The following is a 26,690-nucleotide window of genomic DNA, read 5'->3' as shown; positions in this document are numbered from 1 at the left end:
AGGGCTTTCTCGATGGGTTTGCGACGGCGGAAGCGTTCGCCTGGGTTCAAATCAATACCGATAGTTCAGCGTGACCATCACATTGCGTGGCGCGCCATAACCCACGGTGTCGAAATCGCCTTTTTGCAGCGCGTATTTCTTGTCCAGAACGTTGTTGACGTTGACGGTGACGTTGGTCTGCTTCGTGACGTCGTAACGGCCCATCAGCGATACCAGCGCATAGGAGCCCTGTTCCCCGCCCAGCGAACTGGTGCCGGTATTGGGCGCCTGGTAGAAGCGGCTTTGCCATTTGATGCCTCCGCCCAGCGTCAACTTGCTCCAATCCCCCGGCAACTGGTACGTGGTGAAAAGCTGCGCGGTGGTGCGCGGCAGTTGCGAATTCAAGCGAACGCCATCGCCGTCTTGCGCCGTGAAATGAGCGATACCCGCATAGATGTTCCAGCCGCGCGCCAGCTCGCCCTGCAAGTCCAGCTCGATCCCCCGGGATTTCGTCCCGTCCGCGCCTTTGTAGGCCTGGCCGCCGGCTGGCGTATAGGAGCCGGCGACGATCTGCGCCGCGTTGTCGAGCCGGGTCTCGAACAAGGCCACCGACGCATTCAGGCGCCCGTCCAGGTAAGCGCCCTTGAGGCCGATTTCCTTGGTCTTTCCCTTTGACGGCGTGAGCACGTTGCCATTGCTGTCGCGATAGTCGGTCTGCGGGTTGAAGATGCCCGTATAGCTGACGTAGGCCGAATAGGTGTTGTTGATGTCGTAGATCAGGCCGGCATACGGCGTGAACTCGTTGCGCTTCTTGTAGTGCAGCGAGCTGCCGTTGGCGGTATCGTCGATTTCGTAGTTGCTGAAGCGGCCACCCACGATGAGTTTCAGGGGCTCGGCCAGCGAGAAGCGGGCCGCGCTGTAGACACCGCTCTGCTTGATTCGGGTGCGGGTCGGTATCCAGGGCATGGCTTCGAAGTCGGGGCGGGGCAAGGCCGGAGTCAAGTCATAGATGTTGACCGGCGTAAAGCCCGGATAGAACGGCGCGATGTCCTCCTGGCTGGCCGTGCGGCGCGAACTCGTCGCCCCGACCACTAGGTCATGCTGGCGGCCGAGCAGTTTGAAGGGGCCGCTCGCCATCACGTCGAAGGTGTTTTGACGGCTGCGGGCTTCGGACGCCAGTGCTACCGGATAGGCCCCGGAGGGAAAGAAGCCCAGTCCCGTGGCGCGATCGGGGCGGCCGACCAGGCCGGCCAGTTTGGCATCGGATTCGGTGCGGTATTGGTTGGCGATGGCACGCAGTTTCCAGCCGTTGTCAAAGCGGTGCTCGACCTCGGCAAACGCCGTCTTGAGGGTGTTGTCCCAATGGCTCCAGTCCTGCGCGTAAGTCCTGGAGCGTGAATATTCCGCCTGCGTGCCGTCGCTGAACCATAGTGGCAATCCACCCCAGGTGGCGCCCTTCGGCGTGATGTCCTGGTAGTCATAGCCCAGGCTCACCGTCGTGTCCGGGGTCAGGTCTGCCTCGATGATGCCGTAGAACGACTTCCTTTCCGGTCTGTAGCCGTCAAGGTACGAGTGCCCATCTTGGTAAGTGCCGACGAGGCGGGCGCGGATGCGGCCGTCCTCGGTCAGCGGCGTCGAGATGTCGCCCATGCCCCGGTAGGTGTCCCAGCTCCCCGCGCCAAGCGAAGCGGCGGCCGAGAAATCACGGGTCGGTCGCTTGCGCACCAGATTGATGGCGGCCGACGGGTTGCCGGTGCCGGTCAACAAGCCGGACCCGCCGCGCACGACCTCAACGCGATCATAGAATGCGGTATCGATGGAACCGATTCCGCTCCCGTTGACGGTGTTGCCGACGACGGTGGGGATGCCGTCGTACTGAACGTTGTTGATCAGGAAGCCACGCGAATAGAAACTCGTTCGTTCGCTGTCGGACTGGTAGGAGGCGATGCCCGTCGTGTTATCCAGTACGCTCTGCACCGAATTCAACTGCTGGTCGTCCATGCGCTGACGCGTGATCACCGTGACCGCCTGCGGCGTTTCCCGCAGCGACAGCGGCAGGCGGGTGGCGGCCGTTGTCTCGCCCGTCGTATAAGAGCCCGTACCTTCGGTGGTCGCCGTATCCGTGCGGCCGGTTACGGTTATGGCCGGCAAAGCGATCTCCCCTTGAGATGCTTCCCGCGCCTCGGGTTGGGCCGGCGCGGGTTCCGCGGCAAATACGCCCTGTGCGCTAATGAAAAATACGGCCGCGGCGGCCGAGCCGAGCGCGCTACGGGGCGCAGCCCTCATGGAGTGACCATGCGGACGAGAACGGACGAAGCGCTCGTTCGGCATATTCATCGGCCAACGGGGCTTCCCAGCGGGGGTGAGAGTAGGCATCAACAAGACTCATTTGCATTTGGATGCCAAATTAAACACTGCGCATGGGGCGGCCACATGGCGAAACTGGGCCAGATTGTTATTCAGTTAGGCCAGATCCCGTCAGGGCATTCAATCGGGAAGCGTGATGCCGGGAACGCCAGCCAGCGCTTCGCCGTTCAGGCGATCCGAGAGGTATCGTGCCGGCGGCTTGCCCATTGCCTTGCGGAACATCGTTACGAACCCGCTCGCGTTTTCGTACCCGAGCTCCAAAGCCACCGTTTGCACGCTTTCGCCCTTGGTCAGGCGTTGCAGGGCAAGGATCACATGCAGTTGCCGACGCCAGCGTCCGAAGCTCATGCCAATTTCGTGCAGCAGCAGACGGCTCATGCTTCGCTCGCTCATGCCGATGCGAATAGCCCAGTCGGCCTTCGAGGTCTTGTCCGTGGGATCGGCCAGCATCATTTGCGCCAGGCGGCGCAAGCGCGCGTCGCGCGGCATGGGCAGATGCAGGTCTTCGACGGGCGCTTCCACCAGCTCGTCGAGCAACGCGGCAATCAACCGGTCTTCCCGTCCCCCCAGCGGATATAACTCAGGAAAACCGGCCGCCCGCAGCAGCAATTCGCGCAGAAGTGGCGATACCGAAATCGTGCAACAGTCTTTGGGAAGATCCGGTGTGGCGTCCGGCTCGACAAACAGGCAATAGCATTCCGTTTCACCGGCCCCGCGCGCCGCATGGGGTAAATCTCCCGGTATCCAGATGGCGCACTGTGGCGGCACGATCCAGACGCCGTCTTCAATTTCGCAGTTGAGGATGCCTCGCACGGAGTAGATCAGTTGCGCCTTGCGATGCTGGTGCCTCGCGTTCTCCCAGTCCTTTCTTACCGATGTGGCACTCAAGGCGACAACGGGGCGCGAGACGCTATCGACGTCCCTTGGCACGGTTAGATCGGTGATTGCGACGCGCGACATAGTGTCTCGTAGCGGCTCGACTGGAAAATGAGGCTTTGGCCTGAACGAAAAATATTATGGTCATCTTGCTCAGTTGCGTCCAGTGTCGCCAAAACCAAGGTGCGATTCACCGTGCTGCCCGGCCGTGCAGTACGGGCTGCGGCGGGAGCCGTCGGTTGCTCGGGCAGGGGACTCGCCAGCCACGATGTCCGGGACGCCGGTCATAAGTGAGGAGGTGGTGTCGCATTGCGAACGGTAATTGAAAAAGGCGCCTTGGCGCCTTTTTCATTGCCCGCGTTTGCCGCGTCAGGGCGCGCGGCGTCACATGCGCATGTCGGTGCGGCAGCCTACGGCTTGCTGGACGCAAAGCGCCAGCAGGCCGTGCGCGCCTTGCTGCCGACGCTGATCTGATTCGTGTCGAACGACTCGATCAGGGGCTGCCCGCCGACGCAGGCGACGATGAACGTGGCTTGCGTGTCGTAGCGGTAGGCCAGGCGGTGCGTGGCGCCGGGCGCGAGCCCCAGGTCCTGGGTGACGTAGGTCCGTTTCGTGCGGGAGAACTCGCTGTTGTGCGAGGCGCAGACCGTGCCGTCCTTCTGCCCCTTGGCGGCGTACACATTGCAGTAGCCGACAGCCACTGACGCCTTGCAGGTGTTGGTGTAGGTGATATAGCCGTCGGCCGTCCGCCCTTGCTTGAGACATTCGCTCTGGTTGGGGCCGTAAACCAGCGTCTGGCTTGCCGGCTTCGGCTTGGCGGAGGCATTGGCGGCGGCGCCGGCCGATGCGGTCTTCTTGGCATTCGGACTCGAACTGGCGGCCGCCTGTTTCAGCATCTCATCCCTGGCTTTCTGAAGGGCGCCGAGCTGGCACGTCCGCCAGGTTTTATAAATGCCCGGGGGAATGCGGCCCAATTCATCCCTTGTAATGTCGATGTCGCGGTCTATCGAAGAAGTGCTTTTACTGTCCTGAAAGCTCCGCTGATACCGTTGCAGATCTTCGTTGAGCTGATTTGCATTGGCCGGGCCATACATTTGAATCTGTTCAGCCTCACATGCCGCCAGGGCATATGGGGAGGCCAGGCTGCAGATGACGAGAGCAATGATTCGACTGGCAATTTTCATGGCGGCGGTCCTGCGCGTTGTGCGGTATCGGGATGGGGAACGTGGACGGGGGGGACAATATTCGAAACCCGCCGACGCGCGCATCTCCAAGATTGGGGATGCGCTGCGGCATTTACATCAGCTAATGGCTCGGCACAGATCGCAAGAGTCACGGGTAAGAACGACCCATCCCTGCGGTACGATCTTCGCTCCCGCAGCGTCCCCCAACAGATCAAGAAAACGGAGAAACCCGAATGCGCATGAAGGCCCTTGCACTGTGTTTGATGACTGGGTTCGCCGCCACGGCCGCGGCCCAGGACAGCACCCTGACACTGCGGCAGGCCTTGAAGCAGATGCCGCAGGTGGTGCTGTCCAGTACCGACGCGATGCAGATCGTTTTCCTGGATGTGCAGGCCTGGCGCGGCCTGGAGCCGGCTGCGCCCTCGGCGGACGGCATGCGGCGGCTGAGCATTGCGCGACAGATCCGGCCGCTCGAATCCATCGGGTCTGGCTTGCAGTCCTGGTCAGAGAACGCGAAGGTGCCGTTCGATGAGGTGGCCTTCTTCGCCGGATTTGGCCGCGCGCCCGCCAACATCAGCTATTGGGGCTTGAAGAACAAGGAGGCCGTCGGGAAGCTGGTCGCCAGCCTCAAGCGCATCGATTTTGCCGCGGTGGAGGGCGATGCGCCGGGCCTCATCGCCAATGACAACGAAGGCAAGATGAATCTGCAAAAGGCCAACCAGCAGGATCCCTGGCGCGGCATGATGGGCATGCCGAGTTTTGTCCTGCCGTTGAACCGGGCGCTGATCCAGGCGTCTTCGGCAAAGGGGATGCAGATACTGGCCCAACCCACGCCGTCGGTGGCCGATAGCGAAATCGTGGCCGCCTCGCTTGCCGGGCTGAAGGAAGGCGTGCCCGCGGACCGGGGGCAGATCGTGCAGGCCGCGGTCATCTCTCCCATCATGGGCCTGGCCACGGTGGATCCCGCGAAGGTGCTGTTGTCGACGAGTGTCGATGCGGATATCGCCAAGCAGAATCTCAAGGCAGCCGTCGAAGCGAACCGCAAGGGTATTCCGCCGTACTTCTCGGGGATCCTGGCCGATGCCCAGGTCAATAAGCTGCCGGCGGTCGTGATTTCCCTGGCTTACGCCGATTGCGCCACGGCCAGGCAGGCCGTCGACGGGATCCGCGCCGCCTGGATGCAGAGCATGGCTGGCGCCAAGGATGCCAAGGTGACCGGCACGACGGTGCAGGCCGGCAAGCTGTGCGCCGCGGTCGTGAGGGCGACCGCGCCCAAGGCGGATGATGCCGGCAATCCGGTGCTGGCCGAGGTGATGAATCGGTACATGCGCCGCGAGTTCACTTTGCTGCAGATCGGCACGGCGCCCTGAGCGTAGCCGCGGGGGGCGGGTTGGTGCGGTCTACGCAGCCGCCCGGTCCGCCACCGCAATCGCAATCTTCCCCCGCAACCCATTATTCGCGCTCTCCAGCCGCGCATGCGCCGCCGGAATATCGGCAAGCGAATACACCGCGCCCACGTGCGGCCGCAGTTGACCACGCTCGACCAACGCGCTCAGCTCATCCAGCTTGCCGCGATTCTGGCGCGTGAACACGAAGTGGAAGCTGGCGTTCCTGCCCCAGGCCTGGATCAGATTCTGCGGCTGGGCGATATCGACAATCGAAACGACGCGCCCCAGTTGCGCCAGCACGTCGGGGCTGCGCGATAGCGTGTTGCCGCCGATGGTGTCGAACACGACGTCGACGCCGCTTCCGCCGGTCTCGCGCTGGATCGCGTCGACATAATCTTCCTTCTCGTAGTCGATGACGACGTCGGCGCCCAGGCCGCGCACGAATTCGACATTGCTTTCGCGCACGGTTGTGTAGACCCTGGCGCCGATGGCTTTCGCGAGCTGGATCGCGATATGGCCGACGCCGCCGGCGCCGCCGTGGATCAGGATGCTTTCGCCGACGCGCAGCCCGGCGCGCACCACCAGGGCTTCCCAGGCGGTGCCGCCGACCAGCGTCAGGCTGGCCGCTTCCAGGTGGCTCAACGAGGCGGGCTTCCTGCCGATGATGTTCTCGGCGGCCACGTGATATTCGGCGTAGCTGCCTGGGCCATCGAAGATCTGCGGGGTGTACCAGACTTCATCGCCGGGGGCGAAGGCCGTCACGCCCGGGCCGACGGCTTCGACCACGCCGGAGACGTCGTGGCCGGTGATGGCGGGCAGGGGCACCAGATCGGGGTAATCGCCACGGCGGACCTGGTAGTCGAGCGGGTTGATGGAGGTGGCGTGGACGCGTACCAGGACCTGGCCGGGTTGTGGAACGGGTTTGGGAACGTCGCGCAGTTGCAAGGAGTGGGGGCCGCCAAAGGCGGTGAGTACGATGGCTTTCATGGAGGGGATCCTTATTTCGGTAAAACGGGATATCGCAAAATGTCGATTTGATGGGTCAAAAAAAGCGAAGCCGGAACCCTACAGCTCTTTCCCGATGATCTCGGCCAGGGCGCTGATGGCGGCTTCGTTGCGCTTGTAATACGTCCAGGAGCCGATGCGGGTGGCTTCGACCAGGCCGGCGCGTTGCAGCGTGGCGAGGTAGTCGGACACCGTGGACTGCGACAGCCCGACGCCTTCCTGGATACTGCTGACGCAGACGCCGACCGTATGCACATCTCCCTCGTCCTGCGGGGGGAAGCTGTTCACGGGGTCCTTCAAACCCTTCAGGATTTCAAGGCGCGTGCGGTTGGAGAGGGCTTTGAAGACGTCGAGCAGGTCCATGGGAAGGATGATATCGGAACTTCGCGATATGTCAATATCGCGAGCCACCGCGCGCCAGCCGGTAGATGCGGCCGATCGAACCTGAAAGGGCTGTCACGTAGATGTCTGGCGGTTCCGTCGCAACGGCCAGATTCGAGTGGTGCTCGCCGGGGATGTCCCGCACCTGCAGCAACGCTCCTGTACGGTCCAGCACCCAATAGCCGCCGCCGTTGTACAGGGCGACGTACATCAATCCATCCGGTCCGATGCGAACGCCATCCGGCGTATGCCGCCCCTTGGACGAGGGCGGGGCCAGGGCGTCGAGCCGTGCGAACACACGGGGATGAGTCAAGGTGCCGTCGCCGGCCGTCTGGTATTGCAGGATGCTGTCCGTGCCGCTCTCGCCGACATACAGGGTTTGTTCATCGGCGGCCAGCGCGATGCCGTTCGCATTGTCGAGGCCGCTGGCCACTTCCTCGGCGACGTCGCTTGCTTTGGGCAGGAAAAAGACCTTGCCTTCGCCCGGCCGCTCTCCGGACGCGGTGAAATAGAGGTCGCCCCGCCGGTTGGCGATCAGGTCGTTGGGGCGGTTGAATCGTTCGCCCGATCGCGCCTGGCGGACAGCGCCCAGTCGCTTGCCATCGAGGGAAATGTTCTCGATCACGCCGCCGTCGTAGCAGGCCACCCACAGCGTGCCGTTGGCGGCCGCCAGCCCATTGGCGCCGCAGCCAGGCAGGGCGGCAACCACCTTGTGGCCCGTGGCGTCGAGCTTGTTTACCGTCGAGGCCTGGTAGTCCACGAAATACAGCGTCTGGTTCACGAGAATGGTGCCTTCTGGAAAGCCCAGGCCGTCGGCGACGACATTGATTGCCGTGGATTCGGCGCAGGCGCTGCTCGCCAGGGTCGCGGCGAGCAAGAGGCTGGTGAGAAGTCTGGACATGGAAGGGCTCCGGTCAGGGGATCATGATGACCCGGCCGAAGGCCTGCCGGGTCATCACATGGCGATGCGCCGCGCGGACATCGCTCAAGGGGAATGTCTTGTCGATCGCCACGCGCAGTTCCCCCGCGGCCACGCGCTGCAGCAGCGCCTGGACGCTGGCGTGCACGCGCGCGTGCTCTTGATCCAGGAGCGTCGGGAAGAAAACGCCGTGCAGGCTCTGGTTGCCGCGCCAGAGGCTTACCGGATCGAGTTTTTCCTGGTCGCGCCCGGACACGCCCACTGTCACCAGCCTGCCTTTGTAGGCCAACGCCCGGACCCCGCGCGCCAGGGTGCTGCCCGCGATGCTGTCGACGATGACATCCACGCCACGCCCGGCCGTGAGGCGGGAGATCTGCTCCACAAAGTCGCTGCTGGCATAGTTGATGCCTGCCGTCATGCCATAGGCGCTCAGCCGCGCCAGCCGCGCGTCGTCCGATGCCGTGGCGTACACCGTCGCGCCGGCGCGATGCGCCAGTTGAATGGCGGCCAATCCGAGCGCGCCGGCGCCGGCATGTATCAATACGGTTTCGCCGGCGACCAGGCCGCCTGCCGCAAAGAGGCATTCATGCGCGGTTCCCCAGGCGACGGGTACCGCGGCGGCGGTTACCGTGTCCAGCGTCGCGGGGATCAGCCAGGTGTCCGCGGCCGGCGCGGCGACGCGTTGCGCATGGGAACCCCAGCCCAATACCGCGACGACGCGGTCGCCGGGTTTTCGGTCGCGCACCTGCGCGCCCACGTCCAGGATGGTGCCGGCGCATTGGTATCCCACGATGTGGGGAATCCGCGCCAACGGGCGGATCTCGCGATTGATGAGGTCGCCGCCTTCCACGGAGATCGCCTCGATGCCGATCAGCACGTCATCGGGACCGCAGACCGGTTCGTCGACTGTTTCGTAGCGGAACACGTCAGGCGAGCCGTTTTCATAATAGACCGCTGCTTTCATGGTGAATCTCCTTCCTGGATCGCTATTGCGCGGAAATGGGAACGATCGAGCCGATGCGCCAGCCCGCCGGTGTGCGTACCGCCACTTCGTAGACCAGGTAGGCGGCCGTGCGCGCGTCGGCGGCGGTGCGTCCCAAGGTGATCCGGGTCGGGGCGTAGAGCTGGGCAACATCCGGCGTCAGGGGAACGATGCGCAGCTTTGCCAGGTCGGGCTCGAATTTCCAGATGCCCTTGAACGTCTCGCGGAAGTGTTCGATCAATTCGGCCTTGCCCCAGAACTGGTATGGCCGGGCGATGAACGTCACCGGGTCGCCCTCGGCGCCGGACGGGGCGAAAACAGCGCTGAAGGCGTCGAGGTCGTGGGCTGTCGCCGCCCGGGCCTGTTGTTCAAAGACCGCCTGCACCTGTTGCCGATCGGCGAGCGTGAATGCGGCGCCGGCGTGGGCGGCGAGCGGCATGGCGCTGGCCATGCCGCCGAGCAGCGCCATTGTGAATGCCGTCTTCATTTTGTGCAGCCACAAGGCGGCCTGGGGCATCGCGAGAGAGGGGGTCAACATGATTTGGCCTTATATGCCCATATTTGGAGGCATTGACGGAACCTGGGCGCGTCACGCAATGCGGCTGAAGGGGGCGGGACGGGGATTAGCTTGGAACCGAAAGGTCCAGGGTGGTGATGCGGTGCATGATGCGCCGCATCGCCAGCGCGTCTTCTTTGCCGAATACGGCCTCGAACTGTTGCTGGGCGCGTTGCCAGGCCTTTCTGCCCGCGGTTTCCATCTTCACGCCGGCGTCGGTCAGGGTGATTTCCCTTTCCCGGCGGTCCTGCCTGCCTATGGATATGCGGATGAGCCCGTCGCGCTCGAGAGGGCGCAGGTTATGTCCCATCGTTGCGCGATCGGTGACCAGGTGCTCGGCCAATTCGGCGATCGTGAGCGGCCCCCGCGTGGCGAGCAGATTCAGGATCGCGTATTGCGTGTTGCGCAGGTCGGCCTGGGCCAGGCACTGGTCGTAAAACCGGCCCAGGTGACGGGCGGCCTTGCGGATGGCGGTGCTATTGCAGACCCCGGGAGGGAGGTCTTGTTGGCTCATGGGTCGGATCGGGTCAGATGATGGCGCAATATTACGGGCATATAAGTGTATTTGTAAAGACCATGCGGCAGCGAGACTGCCGCCAGCCCGGCGTGCCTTAGACTATCGCAACATTGCATTGCGGGTCGATGCGTCCGCTCCCCTATCCATACCGCGCCAGATGACACCTTCATTGTTCCGAGCAAGCGTTTTCGCCATGACCCTTCTGGCGTCCACGATCGTCCACGCACAGCAGCCGCAGGTCGGCGCATGGCGCAAGGTCTCCGATTCCCGGCTCGACAAGCAATTCCATTTTTCGATGCTGCCCGCCGCCGCGCCGGTGGCGAGCAAGTGGGCGGCCTTCGACGCCAAGGCCGGCAAGGTGGTGTGCTGCCTGGTGGTGCAGGGCGAAGCGGTCACCGAGGCCGAGCTGGAAAGCACCTACGACATTCCCGGCCCGTGGATCACCGACCTGACCAACGGTTGGAACCTCGACGCCGCGCCGTACCGGCCGCGCGTGCAGTTGCTGCGCGTCGAAGGGGCGCTGGCCGGGCACGAATTCGGCGGCGGCGCGGATGCGCGGGGCGGCTTGCTGGTGCCGGCCGATGCCCGCGCGGCGGCGCGGGATGCACTGGAGATTGGCGACCAGCGCTACACCGTGACGCGCAAAGATGCTTCGCTGGCCGACGACGATGGCGGCGTCACCACCTACAGCCTGCGCCCGGCCTCGGTTGGCGCGGCATTGAAGGTGGAAGTGCCGTTCGCGACGTATTGAGCATGAGCGATGCCCTGCGGATCGAAGAGGCCCCGCTGACGGGCGACGACATCGCGCTGCTGCGCCGATGCACCCGCGGCAAGACGCTGGCCCTGATAGCCTGCCTGCTCGTGTTCCTGCTGCTGGGCAGCACGATCCTGCTGGTCGGCGTCTTGGCCGTGTCCGAATGGCGCTCGCTGCGCGGCGCCGATGGCGTGATGGTGTTGCTGGTGGCCGTCGGCGCGGGCGTGGGCGTGGCGTTCTTCGGGCGGCGGTTGCTGCGGGTGCCGCGCGCCTGGCGCAGCGTCGCGCGCGCGCTCAAGGGGCGGGGGACCAAGCAGATCGTGTCCGGACACCTGACCGGCTTCGGGCCGGGCGAGCGGCCGGGCATCAGCTACGTGTTTGGCGAACAGCGGGTAGAGGTGGCGCTGCCTTTCTGGAACGAGGTCACCAGCGATACCCGCAGCGGCGCCCGGCCGGCCGACGCCGTGGCGTTGACGGATCTGCCGGTGCGGCTGCACGTGCTGCCGTTGCTGCCGGATGCGCCGGGCCTGTTGCTGCGGGTGGATTACCCGATGAGCGGGCAGGCCTGGACGTCGCTCGAGGAGATCAGCGACGCCGATCGCGAGAACGTGAGACGCGAAGAGCGGGGCGTGCGCAAGTTCTTCCTGCTGGCGGCGCTGGCGCCGCTGGCGGTCAGCCTGTTCGTGCCGCCGGTGATCCTGCTGGCGGCGGTCCTGGCGCTGATGGGGCTGGTGCTGGGCATGCGCAGTCCGCGCCTGAAGCGCGCGCGTCACAAGCAGAGCGTGCGCGGGGTGGTGGAAGAGGCCTTGACGTATCGCCTGCGCACGCCGAACTCGCTCACGGTGTCGCTGGCCCACAATTACCGCGTGGGCGGCGTGATGTATCGGGTCGACCATCTCGGGCCCGCCGCCCAGCCGGGGCAGCGCGTGGAATTCGAATACGTGGACGCCGGCGCGCTGGGGCAAAGGGAGCTGTCTTTCCGGATCGAAGAGCAGCCCCCCATGACGTTGTGACCGCTTGCCAGCCCGGCAGGCGTGCTGAATCTTGCTGACGAAAGGGAGTGTGGTGTGTCCGAACCCATCGATGTGTCCGGCGAACCTGCGGGGTCGGTGACCCGTGATGGCCGTTTCCGGCTGGGCCTGACCGGGCCCGACAGCCATGTGCTGGTCAGGGAGGCGGGGCGCGGGGACCTGGTCATCGGGCCGGCCGGCGTGGACCCGAAGGCCGATCTGCGCGTGGCGCTCGATGACGTGATTCACTGGCCGGCGTTCGATCCGTTCGCCACCCCGGCCGGGTCGCCGTGGCCGCGCCACCTCTACTACCACGGCAATGACAGCGGCTTCCTGCGCTGGTCCGAGCGGCGTCCGATCGAACAGTTCACCTGGGCGCCGGCGTTTGCCGACACGCGCCGCATCGACGCCCGCGCGGCCGATATCCAGACGCTGCAGATCCGGCTCGATGCGGTGGCGGGGCATCTGGACATCACGGTGCCAGGCGGGTTGCGGCTGGGCCTGCTGGGCGATCTTTCCCGGATCGCCGTCACGGGGGCGACGCCGGACATGCTGTCGCTGCATCCCGCGTTGGGCCGGCGCGCCAGCCAGGCGCCGTATGAGTTGCCCGACCTGGGCATGCTGCGGTCGGTGACGACGCTGGCGCTGTACGGCGAGCCGTTGGCGCAGCCAATATCGCTGCAGGGGATCGAGCGCTTTGCCGGGTTGGAGCGCCTGTCGTTGTGGGGCGGCTTTTCCGACTGGGACGCGCTGGCCCGGCTGCCGCATCTGAAGAGCCTGGAGATCCGCTTCGCGCCGGACCTGGCGGGCCTGCCGCCGCTGGACACCTGGCCGCTGTTGGAACGGTTCATTGGCTTTAACGTCGATGACGACGCCGGCAAGCGCTTGAAGGCGCAACTGAAGGCGCGGGAAAAGGTCCGGGCGTGGGCGGACTATACGTCGGTCAGCAAGCTGCGCAAGCCGCAGTGGTGGCAAAGCGAATATGGGCGGCCGTTTTCAGGATGGAGCGGCCGCATGGCGAAGTCGGCCAACGCGGCCTATGACATTGCCCTCGATGCCTTGCAGGGCGCCCGTGACGCCGACGCGGCGCAGTCGGCCATCCAGGCGTTCGCCGGCCATTTCAACGGGATGAAGGGCATCGAGACCGCCGAACGCGAAGACATCGGCGAGGCCGTGTGGCAATTCAGCCAGCTCGCGCGGCTGGCCGAGCTGGGCGTGACGGAGGCGCAGGCGCTGCGTTGGTTCGATGCGGTTCGGGACTATTGACGGCGTCAATGCGTGGCCGCCAGCCCCTCCAGCCGCGCGGCCGGCAATAGCGAAAACACGGTCTTCATCTCGCGCGCTTCCTCGCCGGGGCTGCGTCCGAACAGGCGCTTGAACTCGCGGTTGAACTGTGACGCGCTTTCATAGCCGACGCGTCCGGCGGCCGCGGCGGCGGTGAGGTTGTCGCGGATCATCAGCAGGCGGGCCTGGTGCAGCCGGATGGACTTGATGTACTGGATGGGCGAGGTGCCCGCCACGGTCTTGAAATGGGCGTGGAAGGCGGGGGCGCTCAGGCCCGCTTCGCGCGCCAGGGTGGCGACCTCCATGGGCTGCGCATAGTCGTCGTGGATGCGTTGCAGCACCCGCGAGATGCGGCCGAAGTTGCCCTGGCTGGCCAGCGCCGCGCGGATCGCGCCGCCTTGTTCGCCGACCAGCACGCGAAAACACAATTCCCGCACGATGCCCGGGCCGATGATGCGGGCTTCGACCGGCGAGGCCAGCGCCCGCAGCAGCCGCAGCGTGGTGTCCGCCAGCGTATCGTCCAGCGGCGTGGAGGTGATGCCTTCCGGCGCCGGCGGCGTCTGGCCTTCGCGGCCGTCCAGCGAGAGAACCAGGTCGGCGATCGTGGTCGGGTCGAGCCGGATCTGTATGGCCAGCAGCGGTTCCTCGGGCGAGGCGTCGGTTTCGGTGGAGAACGGCAGCGGCACCGACAGCACCAGGTAATGACGGGCGTCGTAGCGGTAGACCTTGTCGCCCAGGTAGCCGCGCTTGCTGCCCTGGCAGACGATGACGATGCAGGGTTCGTACAGCACCGGGGTGCGTCCCAGCGGGTGGTCGGCGCGCATGAAGCGCACGCCGTCGAGCTGGGACCGGGTGTAGCCCTGGTGCGGCGCGAGCTGGGCGAGCAGGGCGGACATGGTGTCACGGGCGGGATGCGGTGCCGTCATGGGGGAATGCCTTGGCTAAGAGTCTTGGGCATCATTTTGCACCGAATCCGCGATAAATAAAGGGCGGAAAAGAGGAATAGGCAATCATCCCATAGCCCTGTGCCTATCCGGACGGGGCCGCCGCGCCTAGCATTTGATCCTGTAATCCAACCCCTCAGGAGATCAGGAAATGCAGACGATCCAAACCAACAAGATCTGGTTCATCACCGGCGCGGCGCGCGGCATCGGGCTGTCGCTGGCCCGCCAGTTGCTGGCGCGCGGCGACTACGTGGCCGCCACTTCGCGCACGCTGGCCGGCCTGCACAAGGCGCTGGGCGAAGAGCATCCGCGCCTCTTGGCGCTGGAGGTGGACCTGGTGTCCGAGGCCAGCGTCCAGGCCGCCATCGACAAGACCATCGCCGCCTTTGGCCGCATCGACTACGTGGTCAACAATGCGGGCTACGGCCAGCAGGGCCCGCTGGAAGCGCTGGACGACGACGAGGTGCGCCGCAACTTCGATGTCAACGTGTTCGCGCCGCTGCACGTGCTGCGCCATGCGCTGCCGCACCTGCGCAGGCAGGGCAGCGGCCACGTCTTCAACGTCGCCTCGATCGCCGGCTTCGCCGGCGGCTACGCGGGCTGGGGCTGCTACGTGGCGACCAAGTTCGCGTTGGCCGGGCTGACCGAGACCCTGGCGGCGGAGACCGCCGAATTCGGCGTCAAGGCCACCGTGGTGTACCCCGGCCCGGTGCGCACGGACTTCCTGAACGACAACAGCCTGGTCATCGCGCGCCGCAAGATCGCCGACTACACCGCGGCCCAGGCCTCGCTGGACCTGCACCGCGAAGGCATGAACGGCCGGCAGGACGGCGATCCCGAGAAGCTGGCCCTGCTGATCCAGGAGGTCGCGGCCCTGGACGCGCCGCCGCTGCATCTGTTCGTGGGCAAGATCGCCAATGACCTGGCCGAGCAGAAGCTGGAGACGGTGCGGGGGGATTTCGATGCGTGGCGCCAGCGGGCGGGGGTGGGAACGGACTTTGCTTGAACGGCGACGCGCCGGCAATGTCAGCGCGCGGGCTGGCGTTGCAGGCGCAGCATTGCCTGCATGCCGGCCAGGAATTCGGCGTCGCTGCTGTGCCAGCGCGCGTTCGCCAGATGCTCGCTGTCGGGACCGGCCGGAAACCGCAGCTGCTCGCTCTCTTCCGTTGCCGCGGCGTGGATGGCCGCGGCAACCTGTTCGGGCGTCGTTACGGCAGCGCCGGGCGCGCCCAGTTGCGCGAACAGTTGGGCCGCATACGCCTCATAAGGGGCGGTGACCAGCCCGCTCATGCGCGGCATGCCGTTCGCGGTGAACGCGGTGCCGGGGCCATAGCCGGGTTCGACCAGGCGCACGCGCACTCCTACGGAATGCAATTCGTAGTACAGGGCCTCCGTGAAGCCTTCGATGGCCCACTTGCTGGCCGCGTACGGGGCCACCAGTGGCATGCCCGCGAAACAGACGCTGGACGTGACGTTGATGATCGTGCCCTGGCCTCGTTCGCGCATCAGCGGGATGACGGCCTGGCTCGTACGCATGACGCCGAAGGTATTGGTTTCGAAGACCTCGCGTATGGTTGCCAGGGGCGTGGATTCCAGCGGCGAGAGCAAACCGATGCCGGCGTTGTTGACCAGGACGTCGATCTGGCCGAATGCTTCCAGCCCCTGAGCGATGGCCTGGTCGATGCTGTCCGCGTCGGTGACGTCCATTCGCACGACGCGCACGGCCCCTGGCCCCGAGGAACGGAACATCTCCGGATCCGGGCGGCGCATGGTCGCGATGACGTTCCATCCGTGCGCGGCGAAATTGTCGGCGGTGGCCTTGCCGTAGCCCGACGAGCAGCCGGTGATCAGTGCGGTCTTCATAGTCGCTCCTTGTTCGATAGGGCCATCGTAGATCGGTTGACCAAGACGATGAATAGCGAATAATCTGTAAACCATGCGAGATCGTCTTGATTCAGACCCGCTGGGCGCCATCGTGGCCTTGCTGCGTCCACAAACCGTTCTGTCCAAGTTCGTCAGTGGCGCGGGGCGGTGGGCAGTGCAATATCCCGACTCCGGGCATCCCAGTTTCGGCTTGATGCTGACCGGCGCGTGCTGGCTCCAGGTCGACGGCGCCGAGCCATTCCTGTTCGAGGCGGGAGACTACCTGCTGTTGCCTTCCACGCCGGGCTTCAGGATGGGCAGTGACCCGGAGTCGTTGAAGACGCCGACGATACGCGTGGCCACGACCGAGCCCGTGGCGGAGGTGCGTCACGGCGAGCCGCGCGACGAGGCTGCCGTCAGGATGTTGGGCGGTTTCTTCATGTTCGATGCCGCGAATGCGCCGTTGCTGTTGGAACGGTTGCCGAGGGTGGTGCATATCAAATCGGGCGATCGCGGCGCGGAGCGGTTGCGCTGGATAGCCGGCGTGATTGGCGAGGAAAGCGTGAACCCGCGGCCTGGCGGCGATGCGATCCTCACCCGCCTGGCCGAAATCATGCTGATCGAGGCGTTGCGCTGGCATCCGTCGCGCGCGGACGGCGCGGTGCCTCCTGGCGGCCTCTTGGCCGGGCTGGCGCATCCGCGCATGGCGGCCGCGTTGCGCCTGATCCATGGCGATGTCGCGCACCGTTGGACCATCGAGGAACTGGCGGGCCGGATCGGCATGTCGCGCGCGGCGTTCGCGGCCCGTTTCATGCAAGTCCTGGGCGTTCCGCCAATGGAGTATGTGCTGCGCTGGCGCATGGCGCTGGCCAAGGACATGTTGCGCCATGACGGCTTGTCCCTGGGAGAGGTCGCGCATGCAATCGGCTATCAGTCCGCGAGCGCCTTCAGCGCGGCGTTCAGCCGCTCGGTGGGGCTATCGCCAAGCGTGTTTGCAAGGAGGGATGCGCCCGAGGGAGCGCCACCGTCGCGACCCGTGTCACCGCGACCGCCCGCGCGCCGCCGGCGCCCTGATTTCCCCCGCGATCTCTGACAGCGGAACCTCCCCGAACGCCGTCATCAGCGCCGCTTCGGCCGCCGCCAGCGCGGCGTTGATGCGCCGGTTCACGGCGGCTTCCACCGGGCAGGCGTCATTGTCCTGCGCCGGGCCGACCGCGAACAGCGTGGTGTGCGCGATGGCCTCGCACACGTCCCGCACCGTCAGGGTGTCCAGATCGCGGGCCAGCGTCCACCCGCCGCCCGGGCCGCCGGTGGAGGTGACGAAGCCCGCGTCGCGCAGCGCGCCCATCGTGCGGCGCACGACCACGGGATTGGTGTGCAGCATCAGCGCGATGGTCTGCGACGTGGTCGTGCCGCCGCGCAGGTGCATGTGGACCAGGACGTGCAGCAGGCGGGCGAGGCGGGTGTCTCGTTGCATGGATTCGGGGTCGTGGAAATGTGCAACTTTTAATGTTACTCTTTTGGCGAACATTTGTGCCATCTCACGCTTTTATCGAGAACCGACATGCCCGCAGCCCGCCAACGCTTCATCGAGACCAACGGTATCCGCCTCCATGTGAGGGAGCAGGGCGAGGGGCCGCTGGTCATCCTCTGCCATGGCTTTCCGGAGACGTCGCATGCGTGGCGCCATCAACTTGACGCGCTGGGACAGGCGGGGTTTCACGCGGTCGCGCCGGATCTGCGCGGCTATGGCGACAGCGACTGTCCGCCGGACATCGCGCACTATTCGGCGCTCGATGTGATCGGCGATCTGGTCGGGCTGGCGGACGCGCTGGGCCAGCGCCAGGCGGTGCTGGTCGGCAACGACTGGGGCGCGTCGATTGCCTGGCAGGCGGCGCAGTTGCGCCCGGATCGGTTCCGGGCCGTGGCGGCGCTCGGGGTGCCGATGATGGGACGCGCGCCGATGGCGCCGAGCCTTCTGTTCCCGCAGAATGAGCAGGCGTGGTTCTACACGCATTACTTTTCCGAACCGGGCCTGGCCGAAACGGCATTCGAGCGGGATGCCGAGGCCACGTTGCGCAAGATCTATGTCTGCGCGTCGGGCGCGTTGGGGCCGCGCGATGCGACGACGCCCAATCCCTTCGGCATGGTGCCGCGCGGCGGCGGGCTGCTGGATGTGTTGCCCGACCCGGCCGCGCTGCCCGCGTGGCTTTCCACGGCAGACCTGGCGCAGTTCGCGCGGGCGTTTGCCAAATCGGGCTTTCGCGGCGGCTTGAATTACTACCGGAACCTGGACCGCAACTGGCGGGACCAGGCCGCTTTCGCAGGGCTGCTTATCGAGGTGCCGGCGCTGTACCTGGCGGGCGAGTACGACACGGGACTGGCCATTCCCGGCATGCGCCAGATCATCGAGGCGATGCCGCGGCTCGTGCCCGATCTGCGCGGCTCCCAGGTGATTGCCGGCGCCGGGCATTGGTTGCCGCAAGAGGCGCCGGATGCCGTCAACGCGGCGTTGATCGGGTTTTTGCGCGGGCTGTGACGCGCCGTCGGTAGACGCCTTGCCGCTGGACCCTCCTGCCGCTTAGAGACCGGCGCAGATATCTGAACAGAAATCCAGGAACGCCTCCATCGCCGCCGGCGCCAGGCGCCGCGACGGCCGGGTGACATACAGCGGATACGTCTCGCCGTTCCATTCCGGAAACAGTTCGACCAGCTTCCTGTCGGCCAGCAGCTCGCGCACGTTCAGCGCCAGCACCTGCGACACGCCGGCGCCGTTCAGGCACGCCTGCACCATCAGGTCCACGTCTGTCGTCGTCAGCGGCCCCCGGGTGTCCACCCGCAACACTTCCCGCCCGCGATGAAACTCCCAGCCGAAAGGTCGGCCGCGGCGCGGGTCGATGTATTGGATGCAATCGTGCTCGGCCAGTTTCTCGGGTCGCTTGGGCCGGCCGTGGCGCGCCAGGTACGCGGGTGACGCCACCGTCAGGACGCGCGTCTGCAGCAGCAGGCGTGAGGTCATGGTGGACGGCGGTTGCGGGCCGAAGCGCACCGCCACGTCAATGCCTTCAGTCACCAGGTCGCCGATATCAGGCGCCTGCACCGCGTTCGTGGCCTTTCTCGATATCGCCTATGGCCTGGCGGGGCCGGCGGCGGGCGTCATCGCCCGCCATTTCGGCTATGCAGCCGTGTACGCGTTCGGCGCCGGATGTGCATTGCTGGGCGCGGCGCTGGCCGCAGGTCTACGCCAACGCCCTGGAGCCGGGGTGGGTGCCGACACGGATGGGAGGTCCGGGCGCGCCGGATGATCTGGACCAGGCGCACCGCACCCAGGCTTGGCTGGCCGCGGGGGAGGACCGCCGGGCCGATGTGACCGGGGCGTACTTCTACCATCTGAAACGCAAGGCGGCGAATCCTCAGGCGCTGGATCTCGCGTTGCAGGACGAGCTTCTGGCGCAATGCGCTGCCTTGTCGGGGGTGGCGTTGCCACCGCCAGACCCCGTCCGGGTTTGATGCATCATTAGCTGGCGTGGCGCGCGCGATCCGTACGCCGGGGCTCAGCCCGCCGCGCGCCGTTGCGCCATGTAGCGTGCGGGCGACGTCCCCAGCGCCTTGCGGAACATCGTGACAAAGCCGCCGGCGCTTTCATAGCCCAGTTCATCGGCCACCTGTTGCACCGACGCGCCGGTGCCGAGCCATTTCACCGCCAGCATCAGATGCAATTGCTGGCGCCAGCGGCCGAAGCTCATGCCGGTCTGCTGCGTGAGCAGCCGCGCCAGGGTGCGCTCGCTCAGGCCCACGCGCCGCGCCCAGCTCTGCATGGTGCCGCGGTCGGCGGGATGCTCCATGATGAGCTGCGCGATCTTGCGCAGGCGGGGATCGGACGGCATCGGCAGGTGCAGGGTGCCCAGCGGGGCGCATGCCAATTCATGCAGCAGCAGGCAGACCAGGTGCATGGCGGGGCCATCTTCCGGGTACAGCAGCGGCAGTTGCGCGGAGCGGATCACCAGTTCGCGCAGCAGCGCCGTGGTCGACACCGCGCAGCAGGTGGCGGGCAGGTCGGCGGCGACCGCGGGTTCGACGAAGGCGACGTAGACCTCGATGGTGCCGGCGGCGGTGATCTTGTGCAGCACATCGCCTGGCACCCACAGCGCGCTTTGCGGGGGGACCAGCCACAGGGCGCCTTCGAGCTCGCACGTGAGCACGCCGCGCAGCAACAGCATCAGTTGCGCCTTGCGATGGCGATGGAAGTCCTTTTCGAGCCGATCCAATCCGTGCAGGTCCAGACTGGCCACGTCGATGCCGGCGGCGCCCATGGTCACGACGGGGCGCGGCACCAGGTCGGGATCGGTCCATTCCGGGGCGTCGTCGAGGTTGGTCAGGACGGGCATGGCGGCGATTGCGCGGGATTGGCAGGAATTCGGAATTTGTTGGCGCAGTTTACCAATGCTGCCAGATCCAGGGCTTCCTACGATGGCGGCACGGCGGTGCGATCCGCCACCGTTCATTGCCAAAGGAAGCAATCATGGATTCACTGAGTAGCGGGCGCGTCGCCCACACCCTGCAACGCCTGTTGGCCGAGGCGGAGATCGCAGACAAGGGCCTGATGGACCAGTTCGAAGGCGGCATGGCCGCGCTGTCCGAGCAGGCCTATGCCGACATCATCGCTGACATGGTGGCCGAGGAGCGGCGCGACCTGCGCGGCGTGTATCGCGGCTACGCCGGCAACTTCCTCAATGTCGCCCCGGCGTACGGCCGGTTCCTGTACCAATGCGCGCGGGCGCGGCGGGCCACGTGCATCGTCGAGTTCGGCACGTCGATGGGAATTTCCACCATCTACCTGGCCGCGGCCTTGCGCGACATGGGGGGCGGCCAGTTGATCGGCACCGAGCTGGAGCCGGCGAAGGCGGCGCGCGCCCGCGCCAACCTGGAGGCCGCCGGCCTGGCGGACCTGGTCGAGATCCGTGTCGGCGACGCCCGCGAGACGCTGGCGCAGGTCGACGGCGAAGTCGACCTGGTGCTGCTCGACGGCGCCTTCAGCCTCTACCTGCCGGTGCTCAAGCTGCTCGAGCCGCACTTGCGCGGCGGAGCCCCGATTCTGGCGGAGAACGCCTGGACGCAGGGCAACGACTACCTGGATTACGTGCGCGACCCCGCCAACGGCTATCTGTCGCAACCGCTGCCGGTCACCGAGGGCCGCGGCAACGAATTCACCATCGTGACGCGATGAACGGGGAGCGCGCAGAAATGACGAATTCCTCGCAGGGCCGCATGAGCCGCGCTTTCACCCGGCTTTTCATGAAGCCGACGCGCATCATGGCGGCTGAAAGCCTGGCGGGCGGCTTGCGCCTGCTGACGCTGCAGAGTCCCGCGTTCCGCGAAGCGCGCTGGGTGCCGGGGCAGAAAGTGCAGATCGCGATGGGGTCGGCCTTCGTCGCGCGGACCTACACGCCGATGGACTGGGACGCCGCAACCGGACGCACCCGCATCGTGGCGTACTCGCATGGCGGCGGCCCCGGCAGCGCCTGGGCCGAACGCGTCGAGCCCGGAGAGGCGTGCGATGTGTTCGGTCCGCGCGCGTCGCTCAATCTCGACCGCTCCGTGGGGGCCTGCGTGCTGTTGGGCGACGAGACCTCGATTGGCGTCGCCTGCGCCCTGCAACGCGCGATGGGGGGCGAGGCGCGCTGCCTGCTCGAGGTCAACGAGGCGGCCGCTGTTCGCGATGCGCTGGCGCGGCTCGGGCTGGACGCGGTCGAACTGTTCGGCCGGCAGGCCGGCGACGCGCATCTCGATGCGATCGAGCATCGCCTGCCGCCACTGGCGGCCGCGGGCGCGGCCTTCATCCTGACCGGCAGGGCGTCGACCATCCAGCGCCTGCGCCAGGCGTTGAAAGCGCTGGGCGTTGCCTCGGGACGCATCATGGCCAAGGCATACTGGGCGCCCGGCAAGACGGGACTGGACTGACGCGGGGGCGTAATCGGACTTGCCTATACTTTGGTTTTTGACGGGTCGATATGGCGTTCCTGCGTTTCCTGCTTCTGGCCTTGGCGCTATCGTTGGCCGCGCCCGCCGCGGCGCTTGCCGGCACCGCGGACAGGTCCGTGCGCGTCGCGGTGTATCGCGGGCCGGCCGCGTGCGACTCCTGCGCGGCCGCGGCCCGGCGCGCCATCGAAAAGACGGACGCGCGTTATCAGGTCGACTTCGTCGGCCCCGACGAGCCGATCGACATCTCCGACGCCACCCTGGCGCGCTACGACGTGTACGTGCAGCCGGGCGGCGGCCAGGATATTCCCGCCGCGCTGAGCAGCCTGGGCGACGAGCGGGTGGACGCGATCCGCCGTTTCGTCGCGCGCGGCGGACGTTATCTTGGGCTGTGCATGGGCGCCTACCTCGCCGACGCGTCCAACCTGGGCCTGATCGCGCAGGACCTGGATTCGGAAGTCGGCCGCCCCGGCTTCCCGATCAAGACCATCGAGGACGCGGCGGTCGCTGTCCGTTGGGCGGGCAGGGACGACAGCGTCTTCTTCCAGGACGGCCCCTACCTGCGGCCGCAACCCGGCGATGCGCGCTTTCATGCGATCGCCACCTACGAGAATGGCGATCTGGCCGCGGCCCGCTATTCGTTCGAGCGCGGCCTGGTGGTCCTGAGCGGCCCGCATCCCGAAGCCGGGAAATCGTGGTTCGTGGACGCGGACATTGCGCTGGACGAGATGCCCGAGCGCGACCTGTTCAAGGACCTGCTGGACCAGCTCGATCTTTGAGGCCGGCCGTCGTCATGCGCCGTCATCCGAGCGACGCAGCACGAAGCCATCGGGCCGCACCAGCACCGTGCCGCTGTCCGCCAGGCCCGTCAGGCTGCCCCAGTCGCCGTCGCTGAAGACGAAGTCGCGGCCCGCGGCAAGCACGCGGGGCGTGGCCGGATCGAGGCTGGCGCGGGTCGATGCCGCGATCGATGCCGCCGGACCGGCAAGCAGGACGAAGCTGTCACCGAACAGGTCGAGCGTCGAGAGCCGCTCGGCGCCGCGCTGGATCCAGGCGTGCGGAAAGCGCGTGCCGGTCTGGGCCTGCAGGACGTCAACGGCGGCCGGCGCCTCGGCGTGTGTGGGCGCCCCGGCTGCCGGATAGCGGTGCCGCAGGATCAGGGCGCCGGGGTCGATCAGTTCCCTGAAACTGTCGCGATTGCGCTCGGTCTCGATGCCGAAGCGGGCGTCGAAGTCGGTGCGCAGCAGCGCCTGGCGGCCATTGCGCAGCGCCAGCGGGCGCCGCTCGGCGTCGTAGCTGTCCAGCAGATCCGGAACTGCCTCGCCACGCATGACCGCGGCGAGTTTCCAGGCCAGGTTGTGGGCGTCGGCGATGCCGGTGGTGGCGTTGAAGCCGCCCCAGGGCGGCATCAGGTGGGCGGCGTCGCCGCACAGGAAAACGCGGCCGGACCGATAGGCATCGGCGACGGATACGCCGGTGTTCCAGGCGCCGTGCTGCAGGATCCGGACCTCGAGATCCCGCAGCCCGATCGCCGCCCGCACCAGCCCCGGCAGGGCGTCGTCGGCGGGCGGCCCCAGGGCCGGATCGTATTCCAGGTGGAACGACCACTTGTCGGTGTTGTTCATCGCCAGGAACAGGCCGCGCACCGTGTCGTTGGCGATTTCGCACTGACTGAAGGTGCGGCCTTCGACGACGCGGGCCAGGTCGGCCTGGAAAAAGATGTTGACCAGGTGTTGAGGGGCGGCCGTGTCCGTCCTGCCGATGCCCAGTTGCCGGCGGATGGCGCCGCGACCGCCGTCGGCGCCGATCAGCCAATCCGCCTCGATGACCGATTCGTGATCGTCCGGGCCGCGCACCCGGGCGCTGACGCAGGCGCCCGAGTCCTCGAACGCCAGCATTTCATGGCCGAAACGCACATCGCCGCCCCGCGTTTGCAGGGCGTGGCGCAGCACCGGTTCGATCCAGGTCTGCGGGCAGGCCACGAAGCCGGTGGGCGAGGCGCCGGCCGCGGCCATTTTTGCGCGCATGGCCGGGATGTTGATGATCGGTTGCGCGTCGACCAGGGTGGCGCCGCGGCGGGCGCCGCCAAACGCGCCTTGCTTCCAGGCGCCGTCGGCCGCCGCGCGCACCGCTTGCTCCACGCCGACCTGGCGGAACAGCTCCATGGTGCGGGTGTGGATGCCGCGGGCGCGGGGCAGGGGCGAGACGCCCTGTTGCCTTTCGACGAGGATGAACGGAACGCCGAGCCGTTGCAGGAAGAGGCCGGCGCTCAGACCGACCAGGCCCCCGCCCACGATCAGGACGGCGGTACGCGAGGGAAATGCAGGCATGTGACACCTTTCTTGGGTAAAATCTATCACTGATAATTTAATCTATCACCGTTAGAGAAATCAACCATGGCAAAAATCCGCAGGGAACAAGTGGTGGACGTGGCGCTCGAGCTGCTGGATGAGGTGGGGCTGGATGGCCTCTCGACCCGGCGACTGGCGCAGCAGCTTGGCGTCGAGTCGGCGACGCTCTACTGGCACTTCCGCGACAAGTCGGTGCTGCTCGGCGAGATGGCGTCGGCCGTGCTGGCGCGGCACCACACACTCGCGGTGCCGGCGAGCGCGGCGCAATGGCCCGCCTGGTTCGCGGACAACATGCGCAGCTTCCGCCGCGCCTTGCTGGCCCATCGGGACGGGGCGCGCCTGCACGCAGGCACGGCCCCGGGGCCGGGCGATCTGGCGGGCATCGCGCGCAAGGTCGCCTACCTGGTCGGCGCCGGCTTCACCCGGGAGCAGGCGGGCATGGCGTTGTTCGCGGCCGGGCAGTACACGCTGGGCTGCGTGCTCGAGGAACAGGCGCGCGCGGCCATGACGCAAGGGGGGGCGGACGAGGCGGTCGGCGGGAACGAGTTGGCCGGGGCCATGGATGCCGAGGCGGCGTTCGAGTTCGGACTTGGCGTGATCGTCGACGGCCTGCGCGGCCGGGTGGGCGCGCAGGCCTGATGACGCGACGGCGGCGCGAGTGCCACCGCCAGGCCGCCGACATTGCCGGGGCCGGGCCGGCCGACGAAGAGTCCGATTTTGATTCTCCGTCCCAGGCGGTTTCGCGTGGGTCCGGCGCGCCGCGCGAGGCCGCTGCGCACGGGACCGACGGTGCATGGCGGCGGTCCGCGCGGGGGCCATTCGGCGGCGGGTCGCTTCCTTGACATGCCCAGGTCGTTTTACATAATCGTGATTGATTGATTCTCCTTTGTGATTTTGGGTTGTCTTCGAATGCCAGGATTCAATGCTCGGACCGAGCGAGCGCCGTCGATCGCCGCGGCGCGGTTTTCCATTCCCCCGGAACGGAGCGAGGCGTGGCCATGCGCCCGGCGCGCCGGCTGTTCACTCCCACGTTTCATTTTCCGGAGCACGCAATGAAGAAAACCCTGTCACTCGCGATCGCGGCGTTGGCGCTGACCGCCACCGCGCAGGCCCACCAGGTCTGGATCGAACAGCCCGCGGGCAAGCCCGCCATCATCCGTTTCGGAGAATTCGCCGAGAACCTGCGCGAGGCCTCGCCGGGATACCTGGACGGCTTTGACAAGATGACGGCGACCTTGCTCACCGCCAAGGGCGAGGTGCCGTTGACGGCGACCAAGGCCGCCGATGGCTTCACGCTGTCGCAGAAGGTGGGTGGCAAGGACGGCGTGGTGGTCGACGGCCCCATGAACACGCTGCGTACGTTCAAGCATGGCGGCGAACCGCTGCAGACCTGGTTCCAGATGAATGCCCGCTACGTGCCCGACGCGGCCGCCGCGACGGCGCCCAAGCTGGTCATGGACATCGTCCCCACGGGGCAGGCCGGCCAGTTCCAGGTGGTGTTCAAGGGCCAGCCGCTGCCCAAGACCAAGCTCGTCGCCATGGTGGACTCGGGCTGGGAACAGACCGCCTACACCGATGAGCAGGGCAAGGCCCACTTCAGCCTGCCGTGGAAAACGCAGTACGTGCTGCGCACCATGCACATCGACCGCACGCCGGGTGATCGTCCGGGCGCAAGCGGACCCGAGCACTACGACGCCATCGGCTATGTGGCCACGCTGACCTTCGTCAAGCCGGATGGCGCCGCGCCGCTGCCCGCCGTGCCGGTGCGTCCGCCCAACAAGGTGCAGGCCGCGCCTGCCGCCGCTGCCAAGTAAGCCCGCGCAGTCCGCGATTCGCCACGGGCCGCGCGCCGTGGCGGATCGTCGCATGGCTCGCGGCCATGCATTTACCGGCGTTTCGCCGGTGTTTTTCTACAAGGTCAGGAATGAATATCGGGGAATTGGCGCAACGCACCGGATTGGCTCCATCGCGGATCCATTCCTACGAGAGCGCCGGTCTGCTCAAGACGGTGACCCGCCCGCACGCCGACAACCGAACCTATCTGCCGGAGGCCATGCTGGCGCTGACGTTCATCACGGCGGCGCAGCAGGCCGGCTTCGGCCTGGACGAAATCCGGCCGCTGTTGCCGCTCGGGCGCGATGGCTGGGATCCGTCCGCGCTGTTGGCGGCGTTGCGGCGCAAAGTGGACAAGATCCAGTCGCTGGAGGCGCGGCTGGCTCATAGCAAGGCGCAACTGGTGGCGTTGATGCGCGATGCCGCGACCCGCCCCGATGGCGCCGACCGCGAGCTCTGCGCGCAGCGCGTGCTGGCGCGGGTGATGGGCAGGACGGCCTAGCGCGTCAATTGCGGGC

General features: G+C 66.7%; 28 protein-coding genes. 13 read left to right on the top strand and 15 right to left on the bottom strand.

Annotated features, from left to right (window positions below):
• Positions 1-51: 51 nt before the first annotated feature.
• From AAID08_RS16375 to AAID08_RS16365, 3 genes are all read right to left on the bottom strand, one after another.
• Positions 52-2,355: a TonB-dependent siderophore receptor gene (locus AAID08_RS16375; RefSeq protein WP_395756628.1), complete on the bottom strand. Its 2,304-nt coding sequence runs from the start codon at positions 2,353-2,355 to the stop codon at positions 52-54.
• Positions 2,356-2,466: 111 nt separating this feature from the next.
• Positions 2,467-3,306, bottom strand: coding sequence for a helix-turn-helix transcriptional regulator (locus tag AAID08_RS16370; RefSeq protein ID WP_054515010.1), 840 nt, complete (start codon positions 3,304-3,306; stop codon positions 2,467-2,469).
• A 326-nt stretch (positions 3,307-3,632) separates the two neighbouring features.
• Positions 3,633-4,406, bottom strand: coding sequence for a hypothetical protein (locus tag AAID08_RS16365; RefSeq protein WP_175189500.1), 774 nt, complete (start codon positions 4,404-4,406; stop codon positions 3,633-3,635).
• A gap of 233 nt (positions 4,407-4,639) precedes the next feature.
• Between AAID08_RS16365 and AAID08_RS16360 the strand changes: the two genes are divergently transcribed.
• Positions 4,640-5,776 carry a hypothetical protein gene (locus AAID08_RS16360; RefSeq protein WP_395756627.1) on the top strand — a complete coding sequence of 379 codons (1,137 nt, stop codon included), beginning with the start codon at positions 4,640-4,642 and terminating at the stop codon, positions 5,774-5,776.
• A 30-nt stretch (positions 5,777-5,806) separates the two neighbouring features.
• Here AAID08_RS16360 and AAID08_RS16355 read toward each other — a convergent pair whose 3' ends face one another.
• The 6 genes from AAID08_RS16355 to AAID08_RS16330 form a co-directional block, all read right to left on the bottom strand.
• Complete coding sequence (locus tag AAID08_RS16355) at positions 5,807-6,781, bottom strand: zinc-dependent alcohol dehydrogenase family protein (RefSeq protein WP_395756626.1); 975 nt, start codon at positions 6,779-6,781, stop codon at positions 5,807-5,809.
• A gap of 78 nt (positions 6,782-6,859) precedes the next feature.
• Complete coding sequence (locus AAID08_RS16350) at positions 6,860-7,162, bottom strand: helix-turn-helix transcriptional regulator (RefSeq protein ID WP_054415662.1); 303 nt, start codon at positions 7,160-7,162, stop codon at positions 6,860-6,862.
• A gap of 31 nt (positions 7,163-7,193) precedes the next feature.
• The gene (locus AAID08_RS16345; protein WP_116792441.1) at positions 7,194-8,081 is read right to left on the bottom strand and encodes an SMP-30/gluconolactonase/LRE family protein; all 888 of its coding nucleotides are present in this window, start codon (positions 8,079-8,081) and stop codon (positions 7,194-7,196) included.
• 13 nt (positions 8,082-8,094) lie between these two features.
• Entirely contained in the window at positions 8,095-9,063 is a 969-nt protein-coding gene (locus AAID08_RS16340) for a zinc-binding alcohol dehydrogenase family protein (protein WP_395756625.1), read from the bottom strand.
• Positions 9,064-9,085: 22 nt separating this feature from the next.
• The gene (locus AAID08_RS16335) at positions 9,086-9,619 is read right to left on the bottom strand and encodes a DUF4440 domain-containing protein (RefSeq protein WP_258955733.1); all 534 of its coding nucleotides are present in this window, start codon (positions 9,617-9,619) and stop codon (positions 9,086-9,088) included.
• Positions 9,620-9,704: 85 nt separating this feature from the next.
• Positions 9,705-10,151 (bottom strand): MarR family winged helix-turn-helix transcriptional regulator, encoded by a 447-nt coding sequence (locus AAID08_RS16330; protein ID WP_054415657.1) that lies wholly within the window; start codon positions 10,149-10,151, stop codon positions 9,705-9,707.
• A gap of 196 nt (positions 10,152-10,347) precedes the next feature.
• Here AAID08_RS16330 and AAID08_RS16325 point away from each other — a divergent pair, with 196 nt between their 5' ends.
• From AAID08_RS16325 to AAID08_RS16315, 3 genes are read left to right on the top strand one after another with little or no spacing between them, the layout of a single operon-like run.
• Complete coding sequence (locus AAID08_RS16325) at positions 10,348-10,905, top strand: hypothetical protein (protein WP_231133086.1); 558 nt, start codon at positions 10,348-10,350, stop codon at positions 10,903-10,905.
• A gap of 2 nt (positions 10,906-10,907) precedes the next feature.
• Positions 10,908-11,921: a hypothetical protein gene (locus tag AAID08_RS16320; protein WP_395756624.1), complete on the top strand. Its 1,014-nt coding sequence runs from the start codon at positions 10,908-10,910 to the stop codon at positions 11,919-11,921.
• 54 nt (positions 11,922-11,975) lie between these two features.
• Positions 11,976-13,184, top strand: a complete 1,209-nt coding sequence (locus tag AAID08_RS16315; RefSeq protein WP_064528836.1) for a hypothetical protein — start codon at positions 11,976-11,978, stop codon at positions 13,182-13,184.
• A 5-nt stretch (positions 13,185-13,189) separates the two neighbouring features.
• Here the strand turns inward: AAID08_RS16315 and AAID08_RS16310 are convergent, their stop codons facing one another.
• Positions 13,190-14,128: an AraC family transcriptional regulator gene (locus AAID08_RS16310; RefSeq protein ID WP_054502328.1), complete on the bottom strand. Its 939-nt coding sequence runs from the start codon at positions 14,126-14,128 to the stop codon at positions 13,190-13,192.
• Positions 14,129-14,297: 169 nt separating this feature from the next.
• Here AAID08_RS16310 and AAID08_RS16305 point away from each other — a divergent pair, with 169 nt between their 5' ends.
• A complete protein-coding gene (locus AAID08_RS16305; RefSeq protein WP_064528838.1) occupies positions 14,298-15,152 on the top strand; it encodes an SDR family oxidoreductase in 855 nt (284 codons plus the stop codon).
• Between the two features lie 20 nt (positions 15,153-15,172).
• Here AAID08_RS16305 and AAID08_RS16300 read toward each other — a convergent pair whose 3' ends face one another.
• A complete protein-coding gene (locus AAID08_RS16300) occupies positions 15,173-16,009 on the bottom strand; it encodes an SDR family oxidoreductase (protein WP_395756623.1) in 837 nt (278 codons plus the stop codon).
• Between the two features lie 73 nt (positions 16,010-16,082).
• Here AAID08_RS16300 and AAID08_RS16295 point away from each other — a divergent pair, with 73 nt between their 5' ends.
• Positions 16,083-17,102, top strand: a complete 1,020-nt coding sequence (locus tag AAID08_RS16295; protein WP_395756622.1) for an AraC family transcriptional regulator — start codon at positions 16,083-16,085, stop codon at positions 17,100-17,102.
• Here the strand turns inward: AAID08_RS16295 and AAID08_RS16290 are convergent.
• Positions 17,049-17,486, bottom strand: a complete 438-nt coding sequence (locus AAID08_RS16290) for an Rrf2 family transcriptional regulator (protein WP_144657780.1) — start codon at positions 17,484-17,486, stop codon at positions 17,049-17,051. The two genes, AAID08_RS16295 and AAID08_RS16290, sit on opposite strands and share 54 nt — an antisense overlap.
• 87 nt (positions 17,487-17,573) lie before the next feature.
• Between AAID08_RS16290 and AAID08_RS16285 the strand changes: the two genes are divergently transcribed.
• Positions 17,574-18,548: an alpha/beta fold hydrolase gene (locus AAID08_RS16285; protein ID WP_054502332.1), complete on the top strand. Its 975-nt coding sequence runs from the start codon at positions 17,574-17,576 to the stop codon at positions 18,546-18,548.
• 42 nt (positions 18,549-18,590) lie between these two features.
• Here AAID08_RS16285 and AAID08_RS16280 read toward each other — a convergent pair whose 3' ends face one another.
• Together AAID08_RS16280 and AAID08_RS16275 are read right to left on the bottom strand one after the other, a co-directional pair.
• Entirely contained in the window at positions 18,591-19,082 is a 492-nt protein-coding gene (locus AAID08_RS16280; RefSeq protein ID WP_395756621.1) for a substrate binding domain-containing protein, read from the bottom strand.
• Between the two features lie 481 nt (positions 19,083-19,563).
• Complete coding sequence (locus AAID08_RS16275; protein WP_054502337.1) at positions 19,564-20,397, bottom strand: helix-turn-helix domain-containing protein; 834 nt, start codon at positions 20,395-20,397, stop codon at positions 19,564-19,566.
• 134 nt (positions 20,398-20,531) lie between these two features.
• Between AAID08_RS16275 and AAID08_RS16270 the strand changes: the two genes are divergently transcribed.
• From AAID08_RS16270 to AAID08_RS16260, 3 genes are read left to right on the top strand one after another with little or no spacing between them, the layout of a single operon-like run.
• The gene (locus tag AAID08_RS16270; protein WP_064528853.1) at positions 20,532-21,236 is read left to right on the top strand and encodes an O-methyltransferase; all 705 of its coding nucleotides are present in this window, start codon (positions 20,532-20,534) and stop codon (positions 21,234-21,236) included.
• 17 nt (positions 21,237-21,253) lie between these two features.
• Entirely contained in the window at positions 21,254-21,970 is a 717-nt protein-coding gene (locus AAID08_RS16265; RefSeq protein ID WP_269875519.1) for a siderophore-interacting protein, read from the top strand.
• 50 nt (positions 21,971-22,020) lie between these two features.
• Positions 22,021-22,767, top strand: a complete 747-nt coding sequence (locus AAID08_RS16260; RefSeq protein WP_064528857.1) for a BPL-N domain-containing protein — start codon at positions 22,021-22,023, stop codon at positions 22,765-22,767.
• 12 nt (positions 22,768-22,779) lie between these two features.
• Here the strand turns inward: AAID08_RS16260 and AAID08_RS16255 are convergent, their stop codons facing one another.
• Positions 22,780-24,318, bottom strand: coding sequence for an FAD-dependent monooxygenase (locus AAID08_RS16255; protein ID WP_175189489.1), 1,539 nt, complete (start codon positions 24,316-24,318; stop codon positions 22,780-22,782).
• 66 nt (positions 24,319-24,384) lie between these two features.
• Between AAID08_RS16255 and AAID08_RS16250 the strand changes: the two genes are divergently transcribed.
• From AAID08_RS16250 to AAID08_RS16240, 3 genes are all read left to right on the top strand, one after another.
• Entirely contained in the window at positions 24,385-24,978 is a 594-nt protein-coding gene (locus AAID08_RS16250) for a TetR/AcrR family transcriptional regulator C-terminal domain-containing protein (RefSeq protein ID WP_064528861.1), read from the top strand.
• Between the two features lie 413 nt (positions 24,979-25,391).
• Positions 25,392-26,153, top strand: a complete 762-nt coding sequence (locus tag AAID08_RS16245) for a cobalt ABC transporter substrate-binding protein (protein WP_054502343.1) — start codon at positions 25,392-25,394, stop codon at positions 26,151-26,153.
• Positions 26,154-26,263: 110 nt separating this feature from the next.
• Positions 26,264-26,674, top strand: coding sequence for a MerR family DNA-binding protein (locus AAID08_RS16240; RefSeq protein ID WP_054502344.1), 411 nt, complete (start codon positions 26,264-26,266; stop codon positions 26,672-26,674).
• The last annotated feature ends 16 nt before the right edge of the window (positions 26,675-26,690 follow it).

Origin of the sequence: Achromobacter sp. EB05 (genome assembly GCF_044232075.1) — a bacterium.
GTDB lineage: Bacteria > Pseudomonadota > Gammaproteobacteria > Burkholderiales > Burkholderiaceae_B > Achromobacter > Achromobacter dolens.
Note: the sequence above shows the minus strand (reverse complement) of the source record. Positions and strands in the feature narration are given on the sequence as shown.

What these genes read in the sequence shown, in the direction of transcription:
- AAID08_RS16375 (WP_395756628.1), bottom strand. Translation starts at nt 2,355, where the DNA reads ATGCCTACTCTCACCCCCGCTGGGAAGCCCCGTTGGCCGATGAATATG.
- AAID08_RS16370 (WP_054515010.1), bottom strand. Translation starts at nt 3,306, where the DNA reads ATGTCGCGCGTCGCAATCACCGATCTAACCGTGCCAAGGGACGTCGAT.
- AAID08_RS16365 (WP_175189500.1), bottom strand. Translation starts at nt 4,406, where the DNA reads ATGAAAATTGCCAGTCGAATCATTGCTCTCGTCATCTGCAGCCTGGCC.
- AAID08_RS16360 (WP_395756627.1), top strand. Translation starts at nt 4,640, where the DNA reads ATGCGCATGAAGGCCCTTGCACTGTGTTTGATGACTGGGTTCGCCGCC.
- AAID08_RS16355 (WP_395756626.1), bottom strand. Translation starts at nt 6,781, where the DNA reads ATGAAAGCCATCGTACTCACCGCCTTTGGCGGCCCCCACTCCTTGCAA.
- AAID08_RS16350 (WP_054415662.1), bottom strand. Translation starts at nt 7,162, where the DNA reads ATGGACCTGCTCGACGTCTTCAAAGCCCTCTCCAACCGCACGCGCCTT.
- AAID08_RS16345 (WP_116792441.1), bottom strand. Translation starts at nt 8,081, where the DNA reads ATGTCCAGACTTCTCACCAGCCTCTTGCTCGCCGCGACCCTGGCGAGC.
- AAID08_RS16340 (WP_395756625.1), bottom strand. Translation starts at nt 9,063, where the DNA reads ATGAAAGCAGCGGTCTATTATGAAAACGGCTCGCCTGACGTGTTCCGC.
- AAID08_RS16335 (WP_258955733.1), bottom strand. Translation starts at nt 9,619, where the DNA reads ATGTTGACCCCCTCTCTCGCGATGCCCCAGGCCGCCTTGTGGCTGCAC.
- AAID08_RS16330 (WP_054415657.1), bottom strand. Translation starts at nt 10,151, where the DNA reads ATGAGCCAACAAGACCTCCCTCCCGGGGTCTGCAATAGCACCGCCATC.
- AAID08_RS16325 (WP_231133086.1), top strand. Translation starts at nt 10,348, where the DNA reads ATGACCCTTCTGGCGTCCACGATCGTCCACGCACAGCAGCCGCAGGTC.
- AAID08_RS16320 (WP_395756624.1), top strand. Translation starts at nt 10,908, where the DNA reads ATGAGCGATGCCCTGCGGATCGAAGAGGCCCCGCTGACGGGCGACGAC.
- AAID08_RS16310 (WP_054502328.1), bottom strand. Translation starts at nt 14,128, where the DNA reads ATGACGGCACCGCATCCCGCCCGTGACACCATGTCCGCCCTGCTCGCC.
- AAID08_RS16305 (WP_064528838.1), top strand. Translation starts at nt 14,298, where the DNA reads ATGCAGACGATCCAAACCAACAAGATCTGGTTCATCACCGGCGCGGCG.
- AAID08_RS16300 (WP_395756623.1), bottom strand. Translation starts at nt 16,009, where the DNA reads ATGAAGACCGCACTGATCACCGGCTGCTCGTCGGGCTACGGCAAGGCC.
- AAID08_RS16295 (WP_395756622.1), top strand. Translation starts at nt 16,083, where the DNA reads ATGCGAGATCGTCTTGATTCAGACCCGCTGGGCGCCATCGTGGCCTTG.
- AAID08_RS16290 (WP_144657780.1), bottom strand. Translation starts at nt 17,486, where the DNA reads ATGCAACGAGACACCCGCCTCGCCCGCCTGCTGCACGTCCTGGTCCAC.
- AAID08_RS16285 (WP_054502332.1), top strand. Translation starts at nt 17,574, where the DNA reads ATGCCCGCAGCCCGCCAACGCTTCATCGAGACCAACGGTATCCGCCTC.
- AAID08_RS16275 (WP_054502337.1), bottom strand. Translation starts at nt 20,397, where the DNA reads ATGCCCGTCCTGACCAACCTCGACGACGCCCCGGAATGGACCGATCCC.
- AAID08_RS16270 (WP_064528853.1), top strand. Translation starts at nt 20,532, where the DNA reads ATGGATTCACTGAGTAGCGGGCGCGTCGCCCACACCCTGCAACGCCTG.
- AAID08_RS16265 (WP_269875519.1), top strand. Translation starts at nt 21,254, where the DNA reads ATGACGAATTCCTCGCAGGGCCGCATGAGCCGCGCTTTCACCCGGCTT.
- AAID08_RS16260 (WP_064528857.1), top strand. Translation starts at nt 22,021, where the DNA reads ATGGCGTTCCTGCGTTTCCTGCTTCTGGCCTTGGCGCTATCGTTGGCC.
- AAID08_RS16255 (WP_175189489.1), bottom strand. Translation starts at nt 24,318, where the DNA reads ATGCCTGCATTTCCCTCGCGTACCGCCGTCCTGATCGTGGGCGGGGGC.
- AAID08_RS16250 (WP_064528861.1), top strand. Translation starts at nt 24,385, where the DNA reads ATGGCAAAAATCCGCAGGGAACAAGTGGTGGACGTGGCGCTCGAGCTG.
- AAID08_RS16245 (WP_054502343.1), top strand. Translation starts at nt 25,392, where the DNA reads ATGAAGAAAACCCTGTCACTCGCGATCGCGGCGTTGGCGCTGACCGCC.
- AAID08_RS16240 (WP_054502344.1), top strand. Translation starts at nt 26,264, where the DNA reads ATGAATATCGGGGAATTGGCGCAACGCACCGGATTGGCTCCATCGCGG.